The 18,883-nt window shown below is 61.7% G+C and carries 22 protein-coding genes and 1 pseudogene; 10 read left to right on the top strand and 13 right to left on the bottom strand.

What is annotated here, in order from left to right:
* Nucleotides 1–163: pseudogene (locus tag MOV76_RS31805) on the top strand (LysR family transcriptional regulator); the annotation flags it as partial.
* A gap of 229 nt (nt 164–392) precedes the next feature.
* Nucleotides 393–1,199: a phytanoyl-CoA dioxygenase family protein gene (locus MOV76_RS31800; protein ID WP_247266013.1), complete on the top strand. Its 807-nt coding sequence runs from the start codon at nt 393–395 to the stop codon at nt 1,197–1,199.
* Between the two features lie 38 nt (nt 1,200–1,237).
* On the opposite strand, the gene MOV76_RS31795 is transcribed toward MOV76_RS31800, so the two are convergent.
* A complete protein-coding gene (locus tag MOV76_RS31795; protein ID WP_130759001.1) occupies nt 1,238–2,182 on the bottom strand; it encodes a GlxA family transcriptional regulator in 945 nt (314 codons plus the stop codon).
* 116 nt (nt 2,183–2,298) lie between these two features.
* Between MOV76_RS31795 and MOV76_RS31790 the strand changes: the two genes are divergently transcribed.
* Complete coding sequence (locus MOV76_RS31790) at nt 2,299–3,096, top strand: SDR family oxidoreductase (RefSeq protein ID WP_018445963.1); 798 nt, start codon at nt 2,299–2,301, stop codon at nt 3,094–3,096.
* A gap of 84 nt (nt 3,097–3,180) precedes the next feature.
* On the opposite strand, the gene MOV76_RS31785 is transcribed toward MOV76_RS31790, so the two are convergent.
* From MOV76_RS31785 to MOV76_RS31775, 3 genes are all read right to left on the bottom strand, one after another.
* Complete coding sequence (locus MOV76_RS31785) at nt 3,181–4,155, bottom strand: threonine/serine dehydratase (RefSeq protein WP_018243507.1); 975 nt, start codon at nt 4,153–4,155, stop codon at nt 3,181–3,183.
* Nucleotides 4,156–4,311: 156 nt separating this feature from the next.
* Entirely contained in the window at nt 4,312–6,048 is a 1,737-nt protein-coding gene (gene ggt, locus MOV76_RS31780; RefSeq protein ID WP_193444282.1) for a gamma-glutamyltransferase, read from the bottom strand.
* Between the two features lie 136 nt (nt 6,049–6,184).
* Nucleotides 6,185–7,042, bottom strand: coding sequence for a helix-turn-helix transcriptional regulator (locus MOV76_RS31775; protein WP_247266012.1), 858 nt, complete (start codon nt 7,040–7,042; stop codon nt 6,185–6,187).
* 116 nt (nt 7,043–7,158) lie between these two features.
* Here MOV76_RS31775 and MOV76_RS31770 point away from each other — a divergent pair, with 116 nt between their 5' ends.
* On the top strand, nt 7,159–7,875 hold the full coding sequence (locus MOV76_RS31770) for an SDR family oxidoreductase (protein ID WP_018445959.1): 717 nt from the start codon (nt 7,159–7,161) through the stop codon (nt 7,873–7,875).
* A gap of 58 nt (nt 7,876–7,933) precedes the next feature.
* Here the strand turns inward: MOV76_RS31770 and MOV76_RS31765 are convergent, their stop codons facing one another.
* The 6 genes from MOV76_RS31765 to MOV76_RS31740 all read right to left on the bottom strand — a co-directional run bounded on the left by MOV76_RS31765 (nt 7,934) and on the right by MOV76_RS31740 (nt 12,008).
* On the bottom strand, nt 7,934–8,989 hold the full coding sequence (locus MOV76_RS31765) for an alpha/beta fold hydrolase (protein WP_247266011.1): 1,056 nt from the start codon (nt 8,987–8,989) through the stop codon (nt 7,934–7,936).
* Between the two features lie 192 nt (nt 8,990–9,181).
* Complete coding sequence (locus MOV76_RS31760; RefSeq protein ID WP_018243502.1) at nt 9,182–9,817, bottom strand: hypothetical protein; 636 nt, start codon at nt 9,815–9,817, stop codon at nt 9,182–9,184.
* 111 nt (nt 9,818–9,928) lie between these two features.
* The gene (gene ykgO / locus MOV76_RS31755; RefSeq protein ID WP_003566454.1) at nt 9,929–10,054 is read right to left on the bottom strand and encodes a type B 50S ribosomal protein L36; all 126 of its coding nucleotides are present in this window, start codon (nt 10,052–10,054) and stop codon (nt 9,929–9,931) included.
* A gap of 164 nt (nt 10,055–10,218) precedes the next feature.
* Nucleotides 10,219–11,295, bottom strand: a complete 1,077-nt coding sequence (locus MOV76_RS31750) for a 5-(carboxyamino)imidazole ribonucleotide synthase (protein ID WP_193444278.1) — start codon at nt 11,293–11,295, stop codon at nt 10,219–10,221.
* Entirely contained in the window at nt 11,292–11,786 is a 495-nt protein-coding gene (gene purE, locus MOV76_RS31745) for a 5-(carboxyamino)imidazole ribonucleotide mutase (RefSeq protein ID WP_011653459.1), read from the bottom strand. The genes MOV76_RS31750 and purE overlap by 4 nt, the downstream gene beginning before the upstream one ends.
* A gap of 18 nt (nt 11,787–11,804) precedes the next feature.
* The gene (locus tag MOV76_RS31740; protein WP_017968168.1) at nt 11,805–12,008 is read right to left on the bottom strand and encodes a YdcH family protein; all 204 of its coding nucleotides are present in this window, start codon (nt 12,006–12,008) and stop codon (nt 11,805–11,807) included.
* Between the two features lie 228 nt (nt 12,009–12,236).
* On the opposite strand from MOV76_RS31740, the gene MOV76_RS31735 reads away from it, so the two are divergent.
* On the top strand, nt 12,237–12,410 hold the full coding sequence (locus tag MOV76_RS31735) for a YdcH family protein (protein WP_003542831.1): 174 nt from the start codon (nt 12,237–12,239) through the stop codon (nt 12,408–12,410).
* 206 nt (nt 12,411–12,616) lie between these two features.
* On the opposite strand, the gene MOV76_RS31730 is transcribed toward MOV76_RS31735, so the two are convergent.
* A complete protein-coding gene (locus MOV76_RS31730; RefSeq protein WP_003542830.1) occupies nt 12,617–12,877 on the bottom strand; it encodes a helix-turn-helix transcriptional regulator in 261 nt (86 codons plus the stop codon).
* A gap of 181 nt (nt 12,878–13,058) precedes the next feature.
* Entirely contained in the window at nt 13,059–13,823 is a 765-nt protein-coding gene (locus MOV76_RS31725) for a sulfite exporter TauE/SafE family protein (protein ID WP_247266010.1), read from the bottom strand.
* A gap of 107 nt (nt 13,824–13,930) precedes the next feature.
* Between MOV76_RS31725 and MOV76_RS31720 the strand changes: the two genes are divergently transcribed.
* Nucleotides 13,931–14,584 carry a thiamine phosphate synthase gene (locus MOV76_RS31720; protein ID WP_018243499.1) on the top strand — a complete coding sequence of 218 codons (654 nt, stop codon included), beginning with the start codon at nt 13,931–13,933 and terminating at the stop codon, nt 14,582–14,584.
* Nucleotides 14,585–14,594: 10 nt separating this feature from the next.
* Nucleotides 14,595–15,677, top strand: coding sequence for a tetratricopeptide repeat protein (locus tag MOV76_RS31715; protein ID WP_247266009.1), 1,083 nt, complete (start codon nt 14,595–14,597; stop codon nt 15,675–15,677).
* 15 nt (nt 15,678–15,692) lie between these two features.
* Here the strand turns inward: MOV76_RS31715 and MOV76_RS31710 are convergent, their stop codons facing one another.
* Complete coding sequence (locus tag MOV76_RS31710) at nt 15,693–17,435, bottom strand: chemotaxis protein (RefSeq protein WP_247266008.1); 1,743 nt, start codon at nt 17,433–17,435, stop codon at nt 15,693–15,695.
* A gap of 339 nt (nt 17,436–17,774) precedes the next feature.
* Between MOV76_RS31710 and MOV76_RS31705 the strand changes: the two genes are divergently transcribed.
* The 3 genes from MOV76_RS31705 to MOV76_RS31695 form a co-directional block, all read left to right on the top strand.
* A complete protein-coding gene (locus tag MOV76_RS31705) occupies nt 17,775–18,104 on the top strand; it encodes an STAS domain-containing protein (protein WP_247266007.1) in 330 nt (109 codons plus the stop codon).
* Complete coding sequence (locus MOV76_RS31700) at nt 18,101–18,469, top strand: response regulator (RefSeq protein WP_003552634.1); 369 nt, start codon at nt 18,101–18,103, stop codon at nt 18,467–18,469. Before MOV76_RS31705 ends, MOV76_RS31700 begins: the two co-directional genes overlap by 4 nt.
* Nucleotides 18,466–18,883: Hpt domain-containing protein (locus MOV76_RS31695; protein ID WP_247266006.1), on the top strand; the 418-nt coding region annotated here is incomplete at its 3' end. The genes MOV76_RS31700 and MOV76_RS31695, both read left to right, overlap by 4 nt.

Below are 18,883 nucleotides of genomic sequence, written 5' to 3'. Positions count from 1 at the left end.
GAAGGTCCGGCCGCTCGTGCCGGAGACGATCGGCCTGCCGGATTTGCCGACACTCGGCCTGGTCCTGCATCGGGCGGAAGCCGAACCGCAACCGGCTGTGGCCCGGCTTGCCGAGCTCGTGCTTCTGTCGGTGCATGGCGCGCTGCGCGAGGTGTTGGCCTGACATCTCCGCATTGACCCCTCGGGCGCAAGCCTATAGCCTCGAACCGCTATGAAGACGTTCACCCTCAATATCGCTTCGGTCTTCTTCTTGAGCCTCTAAGGCTCTGCCTTCGGGCATCAGAAGATGCGGCCGCTGACCAGCCTTCGTGGCTGGTGCGTTGCCGTGGATGTAACCACCCTGCGTCTGGCCAAGGAAAGAGCCGGCAGGTTTGGCGATAGAGAGATATTTCATGACAGCAGATGTTTACCCGCCGGCACTGAGTGCTGCGCAGATCGAGCGATTCATCGAGGACGGTTTCGTCAGGATCGACGACGCTTTTCCCCCCGCATTGGCCGAGGAAGCCCGTGCCATCATGTGGCGTGACATTCCCTTCGCTGCTGATGATCCAAGCACGTGGACGCAGCCCGTCGTGCGACTTGCCGGCTATGGCGGCGGGCCGTTTGAGAAAGCCGTCAACACGCCGGTATTGCATTCGGCCTTCGACCAGCTCGTCGGCACCGGTCGCTGGGAGCCGCGCAATGGACTTGGCAGTTTTCCGGTGCGCTTCCCCCATTCCGATGATCCCGGTGATGCCGGCTGGCATGTCGACCTCAGCTTTCCCGGCGAGGGTTCCGATCCAAACGAGCAGCGGGATTTTTCTGCCTGGCGGGTGAACATCACCTCGCGCGGGCGGGCGTTGCTGATGCTTTTCCTGTTCTCGGATGTCGGAGAGGAGGACGCGCCGACCCGCATCCGCGTCGGTTCGCACAAGGATATCGCACGCCTCCTGGCACCAGCGGGCGAGGCGGGAATGGCGTACCTCTGGCTGGAGCATGTGGGGGAGGACCGGCCGCTGGCGTTAGCCACGGGCCCGGCTGGCACGGTCTATCTGTGCCATCCGTTCGTCATCCATGCAGCGCAGATGCATCGCGGCAGGCAGCCGCGCTTCATGGCGCAGCCCGGCCTTGCGCCTTCTGAACCTCTCCGGCTCGAACGGGAGGACGGCGCCTATTCGCCGGTCGAGATCGCGATCCGCCGGGCGCTTAAGCAACAGTAGCGAGGACAGAAAGCACCCAGCCGTCGCAGGCTGGGTGCTCACATCTGCAGTTCCTGCTGGGCGTTGCGGCGTATTGCCTGCGGCGGCTGGCCAAAGGCGCGCAGGAAAGCGCGGCGCATACGCTCGCGGTCGGCAAAGCCGGTCTCGTCGGCGACGACGTCAATCGGATGGCGGCTCTGCTCCATCATCAGCCGGGCGGCTTCGAGCCTGAGATTTTCCACGGCCTTGGCCGGTGACTGCCCGGTTTCGGCGCGGAAAGCTCGGCTGAATTGACGGGGGCTGAGATGGGCGGCTTCCGCCAGTTCTTCGACCGAAAGCTGCGATTTCAGATTGCCGCGGGCAAAGTCGAGCGCCTTCTGGATGCGGTCGGATTTCGGTTCCAGCTCCAGCAGCGCGGAAAATTGCGACTGGCCGCCGGAACGGCGGTGATAGACGACAAGCATTCGGGCCACGGCGCGGGCGACTTCAATGCCGTGGTCCTTCTCGACCATGGCGAGTGCCAGATCGATCCCGGCCGTCATGCCGGCCGATGTCCAGACCGAACCGTCGATGATGAAGATGCGATCCTCTTCCACCTTGATCTTTGGGTAACGCGCCTTCATTTGGCGGGCGAGATACCAATGCGTCGTCGCGCGCCGGCCGTCGAGAATGCCGGCTTCGGCGAGGAAGAAGGTGCCGGTGCAAATCGAAGCGATGCGGCGAGAGGCGCCAAGAGCCGCGCGAATGAAGCCGCTTTCGCCGGGGCTTGGCAACGCAATGCCGGGTGCGCCGGTGACAATCAGCGTATCGAATCCGGGATCGCCGAAGGGCTCGGTCTCGATCGTCATGCCGAGCGAGGTGCGCAGCGACCCCCCGGCTTCCGAGAGGTAGCGGATGTCGTAGACCTTCTCGCGGAAATGCAGATTGGTGAATTCGAAGGCCGACACGGCCGCCAGGCCCATGATCTGGAAGCCGGGATAGAGCAGGAAAGCGATGGTCTGCATGGCTAAGCTCCTATGTCCTAAAAGGTGGTATATATGACATTCAGGACGCTGACAATCCGGAGTATGACTCTCCTCAAGTGCAGGGCAGACGCCGGCGCAATTGAAGGAGATGGATCATGACACAGGAATACAAGGGTACTGCGCTGGTAACCGGCGCATCCTCGGGCATCGGCGCAGTCTATGCGCACAGGCTGGCAAAGCAGGGTTACGACCTGATCATCGTTGCCCGTAACGGCGAGCGGCTGAAGGCCTTGGCAAGCGGGCTGACTGAGGAGACGGGCAGGGCGGTCGAGACCGTTGTGGCTGACCTCGGCAACACGGCCGACCTCGCCCGTGTCGAAGGCGTGCTGAAGCAAGACCGGAGCATCACGCTTCTGGTCAACAATGCCGGCGTCGGCGGAACGGCGCCGCTGCTCGCCGCCGATGTCGACAAGATGCAGAAGATGATCGAACTCAACGTCACGGCGCTGATGCGGCTGACGTATGCCGCCGTTCCCGGTTTCGTTGCCCGTGGCGGTGGCACGATCATTAACATTGCTTCCATCGTGGCGATTGCGCCAGAGCGCCTGAACGGCGTCTATGGCGCCACGAAAGCGTTCGTGCTCGCCTTCAGCCAGTCGCTGAAGCATGAGCTTGCGGAGAAGAACATCCGTATCCAGGCCGTGCTACCGGGGGCCACGGCGACGGAATTCTGGGGCATTGCCGGCACGCCGATAGAGCATCTGCCGAACGAGATCGTAATGTCGGCCGAAGACATGGTCGATGCATCGCTCGCCGGCCTTAAGCAAGGTGAGTTCGCAACGATTCCGGCGCTTGAGGATGCAGGCTTGCTGTCGGCCTACGAGCAGGCGCGCCAGGCATTGATGCCCAACCTGTCCCGCAGCATGCCGGCCAAGCGTTACAAGCTGGCATGATGGTTTGCTGACGAAAACCATCCGCGGCATATGCTGCGGATGGCCCAAGAGCGTTGACGGCATTTGCGGCCGATTGCGCGCTGTCTAGCCGAACCGTTCGAGCGCCATGGCGAAGATATCGGCATCGACATTTCCACCCGAGGTGACGGCGACGATCGTGTCGCTTTCCAGCGCCTCGCCGTGGAAAAGGGCGGCGGCGAGCGCCACGGCGCCGCCAGGCTCGACGACGATCTTCAACCGCGTGAAGGCGAGCGCCATGGCGCGTAGCGCCTCCTCGTCGGTGACAACGATGCCAGGGCCCGCGAGGCGCTTGAGGATCGGGAAGGTGATGTTGCCCGGCTGCGGGGTAACGATCGCATCGCAGATCGAGCCTGACACCGTCGCGTTGCGTTCGATCTTGCCGGAGGCGAGCGAGCGGGTGGTGTCGTCGAAATCCTTGGGCTCGCAGGGGCGGACACGAAAGCCGGGGGAACTGGCTTCAAGGGCGAGCGCGATGCCGGAGGTCAATCCGCCGCCGCCGCAGGGAACGAGGACTTCGGCGGATGTAACGCCTTCCTCCCCAGCCTGCTCAGAGATTTCGAGGCCGGTCGTGCCCTGGCCGGCGATGACAAGCGGTTCGTCGAAGGGCTTGATCAGTGTCAGGCCGCGCTCGGCCGAAAGCCTCGCGCCGATCTCGTCGCGATCCTCGTTGACGCGGTCGTAGAGCACCACTTCAGCACCGAAGGCACGGGTGTTGGCGATCTTCAGCTTCGGCGCATCGCTCGGCATGATGATGACGGAGGGGATATTGTGCAGCTTGGCAGCAAGCGCAACGCCCTGGGCGTGGTTGCCGGAGGAGAAGGCGATGACGCCCTTCGAGCGTACCGCAGCATCAAGGCCGGAGACGGCCGACCAGCCGCCGCGAAACTTGAATGAGCCGGAATGCTGCAGACATTCGGCTTTCACGAACAGACGCCGGCCGGCGATCTCATCGAGGAAAGGGGAGGAGAGAAGCGGCGTGCGCCTTGCATGACCGCGCAGACGGGCGCGAGCTGCGACAATCATTTCAATGCTGGCCATTCGGGAATCTTTCTGCTTGCGGGTTCGCCCATGCATAGGGCGCGGCAAGCCAATTGTGAACGGCGACTTTGTCACGGTGACATGAATGGTGCCACCGCTGCTTCTCGAACCGCGTTGCGCTTCCGCTGACTGTTTGATCGGGCGATCCCCGAAGCGTCAGTAGCCGCTTGCCGACCCTTCCGCTGCGCGGCTATCCATGGCGCCGTTGTAGCGGGCGCCGCCGCCTTTCGCGATGGCGGCAAGGCTTTTGCCGCCGACGAGGATGCCGGCGGCCTGGCCCCATTGCGGCGCGTCATTGCCGCCATCGAAGCTGTAGCCCATGGCGGCGAGCGTCTTTTCGGTATCGGGCGAAAGCGCATAGGGTTCGAGAAAGACCTTGTCGGGCTGCCATTGGTGGTGGAGACGCGGGGCGTTGACCGCCTGGCTGATATCCATGCCGAAATCGACGACATTGAGGATCGCTTCCAACGTGATGGTGATGATGCGCGAGCCGCCGGGGCTGCCGATCACCATGAAGGGCTTGCCGTCCCGGGTGACGATCGTCGGGCTCATCGAGGAGAGCGGCGTCTTCTTCGGCGCGATGGCATTGGCTTCGCCCTGCACCAGTCCGTAGAGGTTCGGCACGCCGGGCTTGGAGGTGAAATCGTCCATCTCGTTGTTGAGCAGGATGCCCGTGCCGGGTGCCACGACGCCGGCGCCGAAGGAGCCGTTCAGCGTATAGGTGACGGCGACCGCATTGCCCTCGTCGTCGATGATCGAATAATGCGTCGTCTCGGTGCTTTCCTTGCCGCCGAGCGGTTTGAGGTTCGCCGAGGTGCCAGACCTGTAGGGGTCGATCTTGGCGGCAGTCTCCAAGGCATATTTCTTGTCGAGAAGCTTGGCGACCGGGTTCTCGACAAAATCGGGATCGCCGAGTGCTGCATTGCGGTCGACATAGGCATAGCGCATCGCCTCGACCATGAGGTGCACGGTTTCGGCCGAGTTATAGCCGAGATAGGAGAGCGGATAGCCTTCCAGAACGTTGAGGATCTCGCAGATGATGACGCCGCCGGAGGAAGGTGGCGGCGAGGAGATGATGTCGTAGCCGCGGTAATTGCACTCGATCGGCTTCAATTCGCGCACAGCATATTGCTCGAAATCCTCCTTGGCAAGGATGCCGCCTTTGGCCTGGCTCGCCTTGACGATCGCCTCAGCGGGCGCGGCCCTGTAGAAGGCATCGGAGCCTTTTTCGGAGATGCCTGCCAGGACCGAAGCAAGGTCCGGCTGCTGGAGTTTTTCGCCGGATGCATAGGGTTTGCCGTCCGGTTTCAGAAATATCTTTGCCGCCGCCTCATCCTTGGCGAGGCGCTTGGCGTTGCCGGCGAAACTTGCGGCGTCGCCCTGTTCCAGGGTGAAACCCTCTTTGGCGAAGCGAAGTGCCGGCGCGATCAGATCCTGGCGCGATTTGGTGCCGTATTTCTCGCGCGCGGTCTCGAAGCCCATGACGGAGCCCGGCACGCCGACCGAGAGATAACCGTCGAGGCTGGCGCGTGGCACGATATCGCCCTTGGCATCGAGATACATGGTCTTCGTTGCGGCTAGCGGTGCGCGTTCGCGAAAATCGAGGAAAGTCTTCGTGCCGTCCTTCAGGCGGATGGTCATGAAGCCGCCGCCGCCGAGATTGCCGGCCGCGGGATAGACTACTGCCAATGCATAGCCGACGGCAACTGCCGCATCGACGGCGTTGCCGCCGCTTTTCAGCACCTCGACACCGACATCGGTCGCCAGATGCTGGGCGGTGACGACCATGCCGTGCTCGGCTTCTACGGGCGCAGGCGAGGCGGCGAAAGCCGAGGTAAGGCTCAGCGACAATGCTGATATGACGGAGATCGTCCCGATATGCAGGCGGCCCATGATTTCCCCTCCTATGGACAATGATGAAAAAACATATGGGGCTGCGACAGCCTGAGGCAATGCAAGGGGTTGGCTTTAAAGCATGTCGCGCAAAAGTGTGCAGCGGCTTTGCGACGACGATATGCGAAAACAAAACTTAAAGCGTGAGGAGTTCGGCGAGTTTCCGGTTGGTGTCATCGTGATCGAGCGGCGTATAGACGATGAGCTTCATCTCCGGCCGGCTCGTCAGTGTCAGGCCGGTATGCTCGAAGGACATGCGGCCCTTGAGGGGATGGTTGATGCGCTTTATGCCGGACAGCGGATTGACGACCTCGTGGCGCTGCCACCAAACACGAAATTCAGCGCTTGCCTGTTTCAGCAGCGCGATCAGCCGCTCGAAATCCGGATCGCCGGCATAACGCGCGCTGTCGGCGCGAAACATCGCCAGCGAGACGCGGGCAACCGCCTCCCAGTCGACGAGCAGCTTGCGATGCGCGGGGTCGGCAAAGAGGCGATGCATGGTATTGCGCTCGTCGCGGTCGAGCGTGTCGTAACCGCCGAACAGCACCTCGGCGGCACGGTTCCACGCGAGCACGTCCCACCGGCGGCCAAGTACATAAGCCGGTTGGTGGGTCAGGTTAGCGAGCATGCGCTGCAGCGGCTCGTCGACGCATTCGAGTGCGGATGAGACTGCCTGCGGCGCTTGGCGATTGTTGAGGGTGAAGAGATGTCGGCGCTCGGCCTCGTCGAGGCGCAGCGCATCGGCAAGGGCGTTGAGCACCTGCATGGAGGGCCTGATGTCGCGGCCCTGTTCCAGCCAGGTGTACCAGGTGGTGCCGACGCCGGCGAGCATGGCGAGCTCCTCACGCCGGAGACCCGGCGTGCGCCGGCGAAACCCCTCCGGCAAACCGACCTCGGAGGGCGTCAGCCGTTCGCGACGGGAGCGCAGGAAGGCTGCGAATTCACGGCGGCGGGCTTCGAATGTGTCGGATCTCTGGTCCATGGCAGGAATCATATCAGTATTGATACCAGGATAAAACCGGAACTGTTTGCCGTTTCCGGGCCGCGCATGATGCCGGTGTCGCAGGTGGTTGAAGCGTCTGCGGCTCGATCAATTCAAGGAGTAGCATCATGTCTTTGCAGCATGTGGTCGTCATCGGCGGTTCTTCCGGCATCGGCCTTGCCACGGCGAAATTACTTTTGAAACAGGGTTACACGGTCACCATTGCGGGCCGCGACGGCGAAAAGCTTGCCGCGGCGACGGCATCGCTCGAGGGCGAGCGGCGCAGCCTCGTGCTCGATGCGGCGGAGCTTTCCGGCCTTGGGGAGGCTTTTGCCGGGATCGGCGCATTCGGTCATCTCGTGCTGGCGATGGGCAGCGGACACGGCGCCGGACCCTTCGCGACGCTCGACATGGCGGATCTGCTTGCCGGGTTTCAGACCAAGCTCATTCCGCATGCCGCGACAGCCCAGGCAGCACTGCCGCTGCTGCAGCCGGGCGGCAGCATCACCTTCGTTTCGGCAGTCAGCGCGCAGGCAGCGATGCCTGGCACGGCTGGACTTGCGGCCGTCAATGCCGGCATCGAGGCGATGGTGCCGGTGCTTGCCGCCGAGTTGAAGCCGCTGCGTGTCAACGGCGTTTCACCTGGGGTCGTCGATACGCCGTGGTGGAGTTTCCTGCCGCCGGAGCAGCGCGGCAGCGTTTTTGCGGATTTCGCCGGCCGCACGCCGGTCGGTCGTGTCGGCAGGCCGGAGGATATTGCAGAGGCGATCGCCTTCCTGATCGGAAATGGCTTCATGAGCGGCCATGTCATCACCTGCGACGGCGGTGTGCGTCTCAGCGCTTGAAGCAGCATTCAGGCGGACCGCCGACGGTCTCGCGGGCCGGAAATCCAAGCCGGAGAGGTCATGCGCCATGCAGGGCGCCTGGCCCCAACGACGGCACGGTTACGACCGTCCGATTGTGTGATGCGGCGGCAAGTCTCTCCTCGGCCCTGCGGGCAACCGCCTGCAGGTCGAGCGGCTTGCCGGCGATTTTTTCCATGGCGGCGATGGCGACATCGGTCGCGAGATAATCCGGCTTGTGGCCGACGCCGCTGACGGTGATGAGTTCGGAGCCTGATATATCGCGGGCAAGGCCGCGCGAGTGCAAGTGTTCCCAGACGATCTCGTCGCTGTCGCCGGTTATGATGACGGTCGGCGCGGTGATCTGCGAATAGAGCAGCGACTGCTCCTTCACATAGGCGAGCAGCCTTTTGAAATCGGCGGCGTTGTTTTGGAAGGCGCCGGGGCGCAATACGAGCGACGGACCGGTTTTTTCGATGTAGTCGGCCGGGCGCGGATTAGGGCGGAAGACGTTCCGCGTGCCGCGCTCCAGCCGGCTCAGCCCGAGTGGCACGACGATCGCATGGTTGAAGAGCCAGCCGACAATCGGCACCGTCGCCACGTGATAGTACCAGTCGATGCCGCCCGGCCAGGGATGGGTGGCGGGCGCGAGGAAGAGCAGGCCTGATGTCTTGTCAGGATGGCGCAGGCCGAAGGCGGCGGTGATCGCGCCGCCGAAGGAATGGCCGACAATGATCGCCTTTTCGATGCCGCGCTTTTCCATCAGCCTGGCGATCGCATCGGCCTGGCCGGAGGGGACGGCATTCTCGGGGCCGCCGCGCTCGGAATAACCATGGCCGGGACGATCGACGAACAGCATTTCTGCCCGGCCTTCGAGTGCGGCGCGGAAGGCGACGACCTGATCGAGCAGATTGCCGCTGGCGCCGTGAATGAAGACCAGTGCCGGCAGATCCGCATTTTGGGGACGCTCGATGTGGACGGCATTCATGCGGTAGCCGCCGACATCCGTCAGTTCGCCGATATTCGGATAAGCCTGTTCGAATTGCCGCGCCTTATAAGTGGAGTAACCGATGGCGGCGGCGAGTGGGGCGAGAAGAGCGGAAACTTCTGCAAGCATGATCTCAACGAGCGATAATTGCGGGATGACCTGCAGGCGGACAAACCGCTACATCGTTCCCTCTAGATTCTAAAGCGCGTCGCGCTCAGGTCTTTGTTTTACGCATGTCGTTATCGCAAACCGCTGCACACTTTTGCACGACATGCTTTAAATTGCGCGGCGCGATCCAACGTCAAGATATCAGCCTGGGAATCAGGTGCGATTGCCGGCGAGTTTTTCCGCCAGCGTGTTGACCTGTTCCTGCGCGGTGCGTTCGGCGGGGTAGACATCGAGAAAACGCTCCCAAGCCTTCAAGGTCAGCTGGTCGTTGCCGGAATTGCTGAGAATCGCTGCCATGCCGGAGAGCGCGCCGAAATGGCGCGGCTCAAGATCGAGCACACGTTCGATGTCGGACATCGACTTGCGGTAATTGCCCATGACGAAATTCAGCGTGGCGCGGCGGTTCCAGCTTTCGGCATAATCGGGTTTCAGCGCGATCGCCTCATCGAGGAAATCGAGGGCAGCGGGATTGCGCTTTTCCTCGATCGCCTTGTCGGCCCACTGCATCAGCAGATTGACGGTGGCACTGCCGGAATCGTTCCATTCCATGCGGATTTCATTGGCGATGCCGCTGGCCTTGTCGGGGTCGCGTTCACGCTTCAACTGGCTGAAGAGTTGGTCGAGGTGCTGCTTGGGTGAACCGTTGACATCCGTCTGTTCGACGATGACATCCTTTTTCGTCGCGGCAGCCGACTGTTCCGCGGCGGCGGCCGGAAAGGGGGAGGTGAGCAGGATGAGGGCGAGCGGCAGTGCCGCTGACGTCAAAGCAAAAAAGCGCATGGCGGACATATTAGCCCGCCAACGCCGAAGATCAAACAAATTTGACGTGATCGCCGCAGCGACCCACCGGATATATCTACCGGCGCAACCTGCGCGGCGAGGCGATCCGGACGCGCGAAATCAGCCCTGACGAGCCTTGAAGCGCGGGTTCAGCTTGTTGATGATGTAGATGCGGCCCTTGCGGCGAACCAGACGGTTGTCACGGTGACGAGCCTTGAGCGACTTGAGCGAATTCTTGATCTTCATTTTTCTGATCCGCGATCTCTATGGGGGAATTCACATTCGCCCGTATCTTTAACAATCAAAAGCGCGCCATCGGGCGCGCTGTTTAGGTGGGGGAGCAGATACCTCGTCACCTTTTCCGTGTCAACCACATGAAGGTGTTTTTCCCAAGGCACAAGGGTGTTTTCTCAGGCCAAAACCAGCGATTTCGGCGTCAAGGTGGTGACATGACCCATCTTGCGGCCGGGGCGCCACTCGGTCTTGCCATAGAGATGAACCAGCGTGTCGGGGCGCCGCAACCAGTCGGGAACGGCAAGGATATCGTCGCCGATCAGGTTCTGCAGGATGCAGTCGGAATGCCGTTCGGCACTGCCAAGCGGCAGGCCGGCGACGGCCCGGATATGCTGCTCGAACTGGCTGACGACGCAGGCGGCTTCCGTCCAGTGACCGGAGTTGTGCACACGCGGCGCCATCTCGTTGGCGATCAGGCCGCCATCGGCAAGCACGAAGAATTCGATGCCGATGACGCCGACATAGTTCAACGCGGCAAGGATCTTTTCGGCCGATCGGCGCGCCGAGTCCGCCGTCGCTGCAGAGATCGCGGCGGGAACCGTCGAGGTATGGAGGATGCCGTTGCGGTGCACGTTCTCGGCGGGATCGAAGCAGACGACCGTCCCGTCGGTGGCGCGCGCGGCGATGATCGAGACCTCGCGCTCGAAAGCGACGAAACTTTCGAGGATGAGCGGCACGCCGCCGAGTGCGGCATAGGCGCCCTCCGGGCTGTCGGCGGCCGAGCGGAAAACCTTCTGGCCCTTGCCGTCATAACCGAGACGCCGGGTCTTCAGCACGCCCTGGCCGCCGAAATCCTTCAGTGCCGTCTCGAGATCGGCCTGGCTGTCGATCGCGTGGAAGCGGGCGGTTGATATGCCGCAGTCATTGAGAAAGCGCTTTTCGACGAGGCGGTCCTGGGCGGCTTCCAGCGCCTTCGGCGGCGGATAAACCGACACGGTCGCCGAGAGCCTTTCGGCGGCCGCGACGGGCACGTTTTCGAATTCGTAGGTGACGACATCGCAGATATCGGCGAGTTCGGCCAGTGCCGCGGGATCGTCGTAGGCGGCGGTAATCTGCCGGTTGGCGAGCTGGGCGGCCGGGCAGTCCGGCTGCGGCTCGAGGATGACCGTGCGAAAATTCAACCGGGCGGCGGCAATCGCCAGCATGCGGCCGAGCTGGCCGCCGCCGATAATGCCGATCGTTCTTGCCGTCATAGGTCGTCCATCGGGTATTCCGCGACGGCAGCACTCTGGCGCTCGCGCCATTCGTCGAGCCGGTCGGCGATTTCTTCGTCGGAAAGGGCAAGCACGGCGGCGGCGAGAAGGGCGGCGTTGACCGCGCCGGCCTTGCCGATGGCAAGCGTGCCCACAGGAATACCGGCCGGCATCTGCACGATGGAAAGGAGGCTGTCCTGGCCGGACAGGGCTTTCGACTGGACCGGCACGCCGAAAACCGGCAGCGGTGTCATCGCGGCGGTCATGCCCGGCAGGTGGGCAGCGCCGCCGGCGCCGGCGATGATGACCTTGAAGCCCTCCGCACGTGCGCCCTTGGCGAAATTGACCAATCGGTCCACTGTGCGGTGCGCCGAAATGATGCGCGCATCATAAGGGATCTCAAGCGCCTCCAGCGTGTCGGCGGCGTTTTTCATGGTCTCCCAGTCGGACTGGCTGCCCATGATGATGGCGACGGGTGGTCTGTCTGTCATCGTTGCTGCTATTCCCTCTCAGGCGATGATGTCAGGGATGATCTGATCTTCCAGCTTGGAGAGCCTGTCCTTGATGACGAGCTTTTTCTTTTTCATACGCTGGATCCGCAGAGCATCGCATCCGGTCTGGATCATGGCGTTGATCGCGGCATCGAAATCCTCGTGCTCCTGACGCAGACGCGCCACCGTGAGCCTGATTTCCGCCTGTTCCTGATCGGCCATATGCATTCCCCGTTACCGTCCCTGGACCTTGTCCGATCTGCCGATGATTTCCGCAAGCTCCTATCACCAAATACAGGTAACGGCTAGTTAGTCTTGATCATGAAATTGCCATCCAGTCTCCATCTTTTGGCCTTCGACAAGCCTTCAAAAATATGTCACAGTCCGGCCGTTGACACCTTGATCCCCGACGATGATGGCCGGGGAGGGTAAAGAGGAAGGAAGGGTCATATGACTGTTCAAGCTCATCTTGAGTCACTCCAGAAAAAGCATGTTGCTCTCGAGGAGGAGTTGCACGCGCTCAGAACATCTCCCTCTATTTCCGATACGGAACTTGCCGAATGCAAGCGCCGCAAGCTGCGCATCAAGGACGAGATTCAGCGTCTTAAGTCATCCGTCCACTAATCTTCCCAAGGGTCGCCGGGCGATCATCTTGCGCAACAAGGTAAATCCATCCATTCCGCCAAAAATTAGCAAGAACCGGTGATTTGACACCAGATTTGCGCCAGTCCGATGCATCCGGCATCGTGGCTGGCGCTTTTGGGTCCGCCACGTCTCACATCGCGTTCTTATGATTCGCATCGTATCCCCAGATCTTATGGGGACCTGCCTCAGGCCCAAAACTGATCCAGCCACAAATTGAGCTTGTCGAAGCCGCGGTTGTTGACCGTATAGATACGTTTGGTGCCTTCCGAGGTCACGGAGACGAGATTGCTGTCGAGTAGCGCCTTCAGATGCTGCGAAACAGCAGGGCGGCTGATCGGCAGGCCCTCGGCGAGCTCATTGACCGTCCGTGGCGCGCGACGCAATTCCTCCAGCAGAAACCGCCGGTTCGGATCGGCAATCGCAGAGAAAGGGTCCGTGTTCGACATGGCAGGAACGCTACGTCAAACCGGCCGCGCCAGCAAGGAAATTGTGCATTGCAGCGTGCCGTGGTTTCCAAAGCGCGTCGCGATCTTTCAGAGTCGCGCCTTGCGCTTTCGGTCTTTGTTTTTACGCCAGTCGTTATCGCAAAACCGCTGCACAGTTTTGCGCGACATGCTTTAGTTGTTTCTACCAGCCAAGGCCCTCGCGCACGATCAGGAAGGCGGCGATCAGCGCCATTGCATACATGAAGGGATAGAAGATCTGTGGCCTCATGCGGCGCACGCACCACGCGCCGGCAATGGTGGCGAGCGGGGCAAAGGGCAGAAGCGTCGCGGAGGTCGCAAGGTTCTGGGTATCGAGCTGGCCGAGTGCAAAATAGGGGATCAGCTTGATGGCGTTGAGGATCGCGAAGAAGCGCACGCTGGTGCCGGTATATTCGCGCGGCTGCAATTTGAGCGGCAGGGCATAGATCTGGAAGGGCGCACCGCCGGCATGGGCGACGAAGCTGCCGTAACCGGAAAATGTGCCCCAGACGCTGGCAGCCACCGGCCGCTGGCCGCGCGGCGGGATCACCTTGCCGGCGCCGGGGCCGAAATTGTTCCAGAAATAGCGCAGGCAGAAGAGGATGGTCACCGCGCCGATGACGATGCGCAGCATGTTGCCCGGAACCAGGGCCGAGGTCGCCCAGCCCAGCGCGATACCGAAGACGGCGCCCGGCAGCATGATCTTCAGCGTCGCCCAGTCGCCATGTTTGCGCCAGATGACGAGCGAGATCATGTCCATGAAGACCAGGATCGGCAGCAGGATGGCAGCCGCCTCGACCGGTGAGACGACGAGGGCGAGGAAGGGCAAGCCGATCAGCGACAAAGCGTCGCCCATGCCGCCCTTTGCGAGCCCCACCAGCAGAACGGCGGGCACGGCGGCGTAATAGAATGACAAATCCTGCGGCATGCTTTCGACGTCCTCCTCTTGCAAGCCTCGTCTAACGGAACTACTCACACAAAACGAGTGCGGATCCCTCATTTCGAAGGGGAATTCGCCGGAAACGGAAAGACCTCATGACCGAACCGGAAAATCGCTGCCGCCTTGTGCTCATCGTACCTGATATCGCCGATGCCGATGAACAGGCAAAGATCGTCGCCGATGCGCTGAAGGGCGGCGATGTCGCCTCGGTGATCGTGCCGCAATACGGGCTCGACGACGGCACCTTCCAGAAACATGCCGAAAAGCTGGTGCCATTGATCCAGAATGCTGGAGCAGCCGCGCTGATTGCAGGTGACAGCCGTGTCGCAGGCCGGGCAAAGGCCGATGGCCTGCACCTTTCCAGCAATGCCGAGGCGCTTTCGGAAGCGATCGACAAACATGCGCCGAAGCTGATCGTCGGCGGTGGCAACGCGGCCGACCGGCACCATGCGCTGGAGATCGGCGAAGTCAGGCCGGACTATATCTTCTTCGGCAAGCTCGATGGCGACATCAAGCCGGAGGCGCATCCGAAGAACCTTGCGCTCGGCGAATGGTGGGCCTCGATGATCGAGATTCCCTGCATCGTCATGGGCGGCACTGATCCGGCCTCGGCGCTCGCCGTCGCCGAGACTGGTGCGGAGTTCGTGGCGCTGCGGCTGGCGGTCTTTGGTGAGCCCGGCCGGGCGCCGTCGGTCGTTGCCGAAATCAACGCGTTGCTTGACGAAAAAGCGCCACGGTTTGAGGATTGAAATCGCGCTCATGCCGATCCTGCCCGCCCGCCCTTTGAAATATATCCTTGCCAGCGTGACCGCCCTCGTTGCGGCCGGGCCGAATGTCGCCCTGGCGCAGGCGTCGGACAGCGTCATCAGCCAGCCGGGTACAGCGCCGGCTTCGACCTTCCGCACGGACCGGCCCTCCGCCTCGGACGTCGGGCCCTCCGATGGCGTCGGCGTGTTCGACCGCATGGGTGCGAAGTTGCCGGATCTGCCGCCGGAGAAGGATTACAAGGGGCCGATCGATGAAGCTTACGGCGCCTTCCAACGCGGTTATTACCTGACGGCAATGGACAAGGCGCTGCCGCGCGCCCAGCTCGGCGATCCGGCGGCGCAGACGCTGATCGGCGAAATCCTCTCGCAGGGTCTCGGCGTCAAGAAGGACGTGAAGAATGCTGCCTTCTGGTACGGCAAGGCGGCCGAAGGCGGCGATGCGGCGGCAATGTTCAAATATGCGCTGATCCTGATGGAAGGCGAGGGCGTGCCGCGTGACAAGGTCAAGGCCGACGAGTACATGCACAAGGCGGCCGAGGGCGGCAATCCTTCGGCGGAATTCAACTGGGCGCAGCTTCTCGTCGCCGACAATCCCGGCGAGAAGGGACTGAAGCTCGCCCTGCCGTTCTACGAGAAATCAGCCGAGCAGGGCATTGCCGATTCGCAATATGCCGTAGCGCAGATCTATGCGACGCTGAAGGACCTGCCGGAGGAAAAGAAAAAGCTTGCCCGCGAGTGGATGGCACGTGCAGCGCGCGCCGGTTTCGACACGGCCCAGCTCGATCTCGGCATCTGGCTGGTCAACGGCGTCGGTGGGCCGAAGGATTACGTCAAGGGTTTCGAATGGCTGAAACTTGCCGCCAATGGCGGCAACGTCGTCGCGCAGAACAAGCTCGCCCATCTCTATATCAATGCGATCGGCACGCCGCCCAATCCGGTCGAGGCGGCGAAGTGGTACGTGCTGTCGCGCCGGGCCGGGCTTGCCGATCCGTCGCTCGAGGATTTCTATCTCGGCATTGAGGACGATCAGCAGAAGGCGGCGATCGAGGCCGCCAACAAGTTCCGGCGGCGATAGCGACCGTATCCCAACTTAGAAAAGCGCATCGGCGAAGAGGTCTTCATCGTTTTCGGCTTTGGCGGTCTCGGCCGGGGCGGGGGTGGTGTCCTCGCTTGCCGGGATGATGTCGCGATGAATGTTGCGCTCCTGGACCATCGTGTAGTGCTTGAAGATCTTGCGGTCGAGCGGCGCGATCGTTTCTGCGAGATCGGAGATATCGGCGACCTCAGTGCCGGCGACGCCTTCGAGCAGATCGGCGCAGCCGGCAAGGACTTCACCGAGATCATGCTGGAAATCGAGTTTGCCGATCAGCAGGCTGATCTTGGTGGCGACCTCGCGACCGTTCTCGGCGAGCACCTTCAATTCGTTTTCCATCACGTTGGCTGCAGAGCGGATGTTGCCGACGGCCGACGTCAGGCTTTCTCCCAGGCTGCCGGCTCCGGCATCCGTGGCGGGGGCGACGCGCCCGGCTGCGGCTTCGAGCGCCGGCAGGCCGTTGACGATGGCGTCGGCGGAATCATCGAGCTTGCCGGCGAAGATGCGCAGTTCGGCGGTGACGACGTTGATCGACTTGCCTTCCTCGCCGAGGCGGCTGCAGCGCAGGTTGGTATTCAAAGCCATATAGTGAATGTCGGTCTTGACGGCGCGGATGTTGCCGATCGCTTCGGAGAGCTTGGCGGCCGTGCCGATCGTCGACTGGCTCACCTGATCGGCCTGGCGGCTTGCCGTGTCGACCTGCTTGACGATTTCGTGGGCGGCCGAAACGCTGGATTCCAGCGCGCGCATGAAGTTGCCGCCGGCCTCGCCGCTCTGACCGCTCATCTGATCGCGCAGCTTGAGGATCTCTCGCATGTCGTGGTCGAAACTCGCGATCGTCTTGACGACGTTCTCAGAATCCCGCTGGAAATTTGCGCACATGTCGCTCATCTGCGCTGCGGTCAGGTGGTGAATGACGTTCTGGAGGCGCTGGCGCGCGCCGGCGTCGAGGCTGGCGCCATCCTCGCCGGCAAAGAAATCCTCAAGGAGCGAAAAGGTAGCCTGTACATGCTCGATGCGCTGGCGGGTGATATCGCCGATCTGCAGGGCAGACAGCGTCGAGGCGACCTTGCCCTGGACGGCCCGGGCAATCGCGCCGACCTCGCGGGCGATGACGCCGAGATCCTTGCGATGTTGGGCGATCTTGGCGGCATCATCGCGCAGGGCTCCGGCGACGGCCGGAACGGTATCGGCATAACCCTTGGAAACGCTGGCGCCAAAGGAGGTGGCGAGCTTGACCTCCTTATCGAGACTGTCGAGATGCGTGGCGAAACGGTTGACCTCATCGGTGCCGGAATAGATGCGCTCCAGGATCTCCTGGGCGAAGCCGGCGAATTCGGCAAGGCCGGCACCGGTGATCTTCACGGTCACGGCGAAGGTTCTGAGATAACGCATCGTCTCCTGCATGTCGGAGACGTGCTTGCGCAGCTCCCTGCCGGTATGCGCCAGCGAGACGAGCGCCTGCTGGCGGTTTTCCTCGGTGACCGGCAGCGCCGTCAAGCTCTCGACCGTGGCGCGGAGATCGGTGCTGGTGTCGCTCGCATCCTTGTTGTCGAGCGTCGTGGTAACACTCTCGAGCGAGTTCAACAGACGGTTGAGGACATCCATCACCGACAACAGCACGGTGCCGCCTTCGAGGAACCGTTCCTCGACCTGGCCGCGGGCGGATTCCAGGGTCTGGCTGATGTCCCGTCCTGATGTGTAGGCTGCAGCGTTCGGTGATACCAGAGCGTGTGCCACTTTTATACCTTTTCTTAAAATCCAGGCAATTCAACTCTATTTTTACGGGCAGGATGGAAACGTCCGGTAAACGCGCCGGACTCGCCAGCGTTGTGATTAACGAAAGATGTCGATGACGTGTCGGTTAAAGCCTAACGCTCGAGTTGATGATTCAACATATTGTTTTTATTTTATTTATTTCTAAATTTTGAGAAAAAAATACAACTTATCCCGGATGAGAATTGGGAGTCGCGGAACACGCTAGACGGCAGTTTCCTACAACCGCTGTTTACCCTGCATTAACGCTGCCGTGAGAGTCCTTTTAGGGTCGTCAAGTATTTTCTGGCCCAGGAGGCTGCATTGGATACTAAGAAACAATATTACGAATCTATAAATTTGCCGGACGTGCTCGGCATTCGTAACGTGAGCGAACTATATTCCAAGTTTAATGATGCATTTCATAGTCGCGATACAATCATCGTCAGCATTCCAGAAGGTGCGGAAGCGGATCTGAGTTTCGTTCAACTCATCGAATCCTCGCGCCGCCAAGCAAAATCCAGGGGAAAGACGTTCAATCTTTCTTCGCCGGCCAATGGATCGGTCTTGAAGGTACTTGAGCGCGCAGGTTTCATCGAATCCTTCGATCAAGAAGACGCAAATTTCTGGTTGCATAAAGAGGTGACGTTATGAGTGCAAATATCCTGACCGTCGACGATTCCGCCAGCATTCGTTTGACCACCAAGGTCACGCTGACCAATGCCGGCTATAGCGTCACCGAGGCGGTCAATGGGGCAGAGGGCCTCGCGACCGCCAAGGGCAGCAGCTTCGATCTGATCGTGACCGATCTCAACATGCCTGTCATGGACGGGCTGACGATGATCGAGGAACTGCGCAAGCTGCCGGCGCAGGCCGGCGTTCCGATCATCTTCCTGACGACGGAATCGGACGCCGATCTCAAGGCGCGCGCCAAGGCCGCCGGCGCGACGGGCTGGCTGACCAAGCCGTTCGACCCGGAAAGTCTGGTGAAGATCGTGAAGAAGGTTCTCGGACGATGAGTACGCTCGATCCGGTCGCCGTATTCCGCACGGAAGCTGCCGAATGCCTCGAAGCGATCGAGGCCGGTCTTCTCGACCTGACCCACCAGCTCGACAACAAGGATCTCGTCGACGCCGTGTTCCGCGGGCTCCACACGCTCAAGGGCTCCGGCGCGATGTTCGGTTTCGAGGCGCTCGCCGCCTTCACCCATCATTGCGAAACAGCCTTCGACCGCGTCCGCAAGGGCGAGGTCGCGGCGACCAGTGAACTCGTCGCCGCCGTTCTCGCCGCCCAGGACCATATGCGTGCCCTCGTCGACCAGCCGGACGCCGATCACGGCGATACCGGGAATAAGCTTCTGGCGCAACTGCAGGCTGCCGTCGGTGGCAAGCAAGCGGCGGCTGCAGCAGCGCCCGCCGCTGTTCCCCCGCCCG

Origin of the sequence: Rhizobium sp. PRIMUS64 (assembly GCF_023006465.1) — a bacterium.
In the GTDB taxonomy this organism is placed as follows: Bacteria; Pseudomonadota; Alphaproteobacteria; order Rhizobiales; family Rhizobiaceae; genus Rhizobium; species Rhizobium leguminosarum.
Note: the sequence above shows the minus strand (reverse complement) of the source record. Positions and strands in the feature narration are given on the sequence as shown.

Bases quoted from the DNA above. Each gene is read 5' to 3' on its own strand.
- MOV76_RS31740 (WP_017968168.1), bottom strand. From the start codon at position 12,008: ATGGCCGATCAGGAACAGGCGGAAATCAGGCTCACGGTGGCGCGTCTG.
- MOV76_RS31790 (WP_018445963.1), top strand. From the start codon at position 2,299: ATGACACAGGAATACAAGGGTACTGCGCTGGTAACCGGCGCATCCTCG.
- MOV76_RS31735 (WP_003542831.1), top strand. From the start codon at position 12,237: ATGACTGTTCAAGCTCATCTTGAGTCACTCCAGAAAAAGCATGTTGCT.
- MOV76_RS31720 (WP_018243499.1), top strand. From the start codon at position 13,931: ATGACCGAACCGGAAAATCGCTGCCGCCTTGTGCTCATCGTACCTGAT.
- MOV76_RS31775 (WP_247266012.1), bottom strand. From the start codon at position 7,042: ATGATTCCTGCCATGGACCAGAGATCCGACACATTCGAAGCCCGCCGC.
- MOV76_RS31750 (WP_193444278.1), bottom strand. From the start codon at position 11,295: ATGACGGCAAGAACGATCGGCATTATCGGCGGCGGCCAGCTCGGCCGC.
- MOV76_RS31700 (WP_003552634.1), top strand. From the start codon at position 18,101: ATGAGTGCAAATATCCTGACCGTCGACGATTCCGCCAGCATTCGTTTG.
- MOV76_RS31795 (WP_130759001.1), bottom strand. From the start codon at position 2,182: ATGCAGACCATCGCTTTCCTGCTCTATCCCGGCTTCCAGATCATGGGC.
- purE (WP_011653459.1), bottom strand. From the start codon at position 11,786: ATGACAGACAGACCACCCGTCGCCATCATCATGGGCAGCCAGTCCGAC.
- MOV76_RS31760 (WP_018243502.1), bottom strand. From the start codon at position 9,817: ATGTCCGCCATGCGCTTTTTTGCTTTGACGTCAGCGGCACTGCCGCTC.
- ykgO (WP_003566454.1), bottom strand. From the start codon at position 10,054: ATGAAGATCAAGAATTCGCTCAAGTCGCTCAAGGCTCGTCACCGTGAC.
- MOV76_RS31785 (WP_018243507.1), bottom strand. From the start codon at position 4,155: ATGGCCAGCATTGAAATGATTGTCGCAGCTCGCGCCCGTCTGCGCGGT.
- ggt (WP_193444282.1), bottom strand. From the start codon at position 6,048: ATGGGCCGCCTGCATATCGGGACGATCTCCGTCATATCAGCATTGTCG.
- MOV76_RS31765 (WP_247266011.1), bottom strand. From the start codon at position 8,989: ATGCTTGCAGAAGTTTCCGCTCTTCTCGCCCCACTCGCCGCCGCCATC.
- MOV76_RS31725 (WP_247266010.1), bottom strand. From the start codon at position 13,823: ATGCCGCAGGATTTGTCATTCTATTACGCCGCCGTGCCCGCCGTTCTG.
- MOV76_RS31770 (WP_018445959.1), top strand. From the start codon at position 7,159: ATGTCTTTGCAGCATGTGGTCGTCATCGGCGGTTCTTCCGGCATCGGC.
- MOV76_RS31730 (WP_003542830.1), bottom strand. From the start codon at position 12,877: ATGTCGAACACGGACCCTTTCTCTGCGATTGCCGATCCGAACCGGCGG.
- MOV76_RS31715 (WP_247266009.1), top strand. From the start codon at position 14,595: ATGCCGATCCTGCCCGCCCGCCCTTTGAAATATATCCTTGCCAGCGTG.
- MOV76_RS31800 (WP_247266013.1), top strand. From the start codon at position 393: ATGACAGCAGATGTTTACCCGCCGGCACTGAGTGCTGCGCAGATCGAG.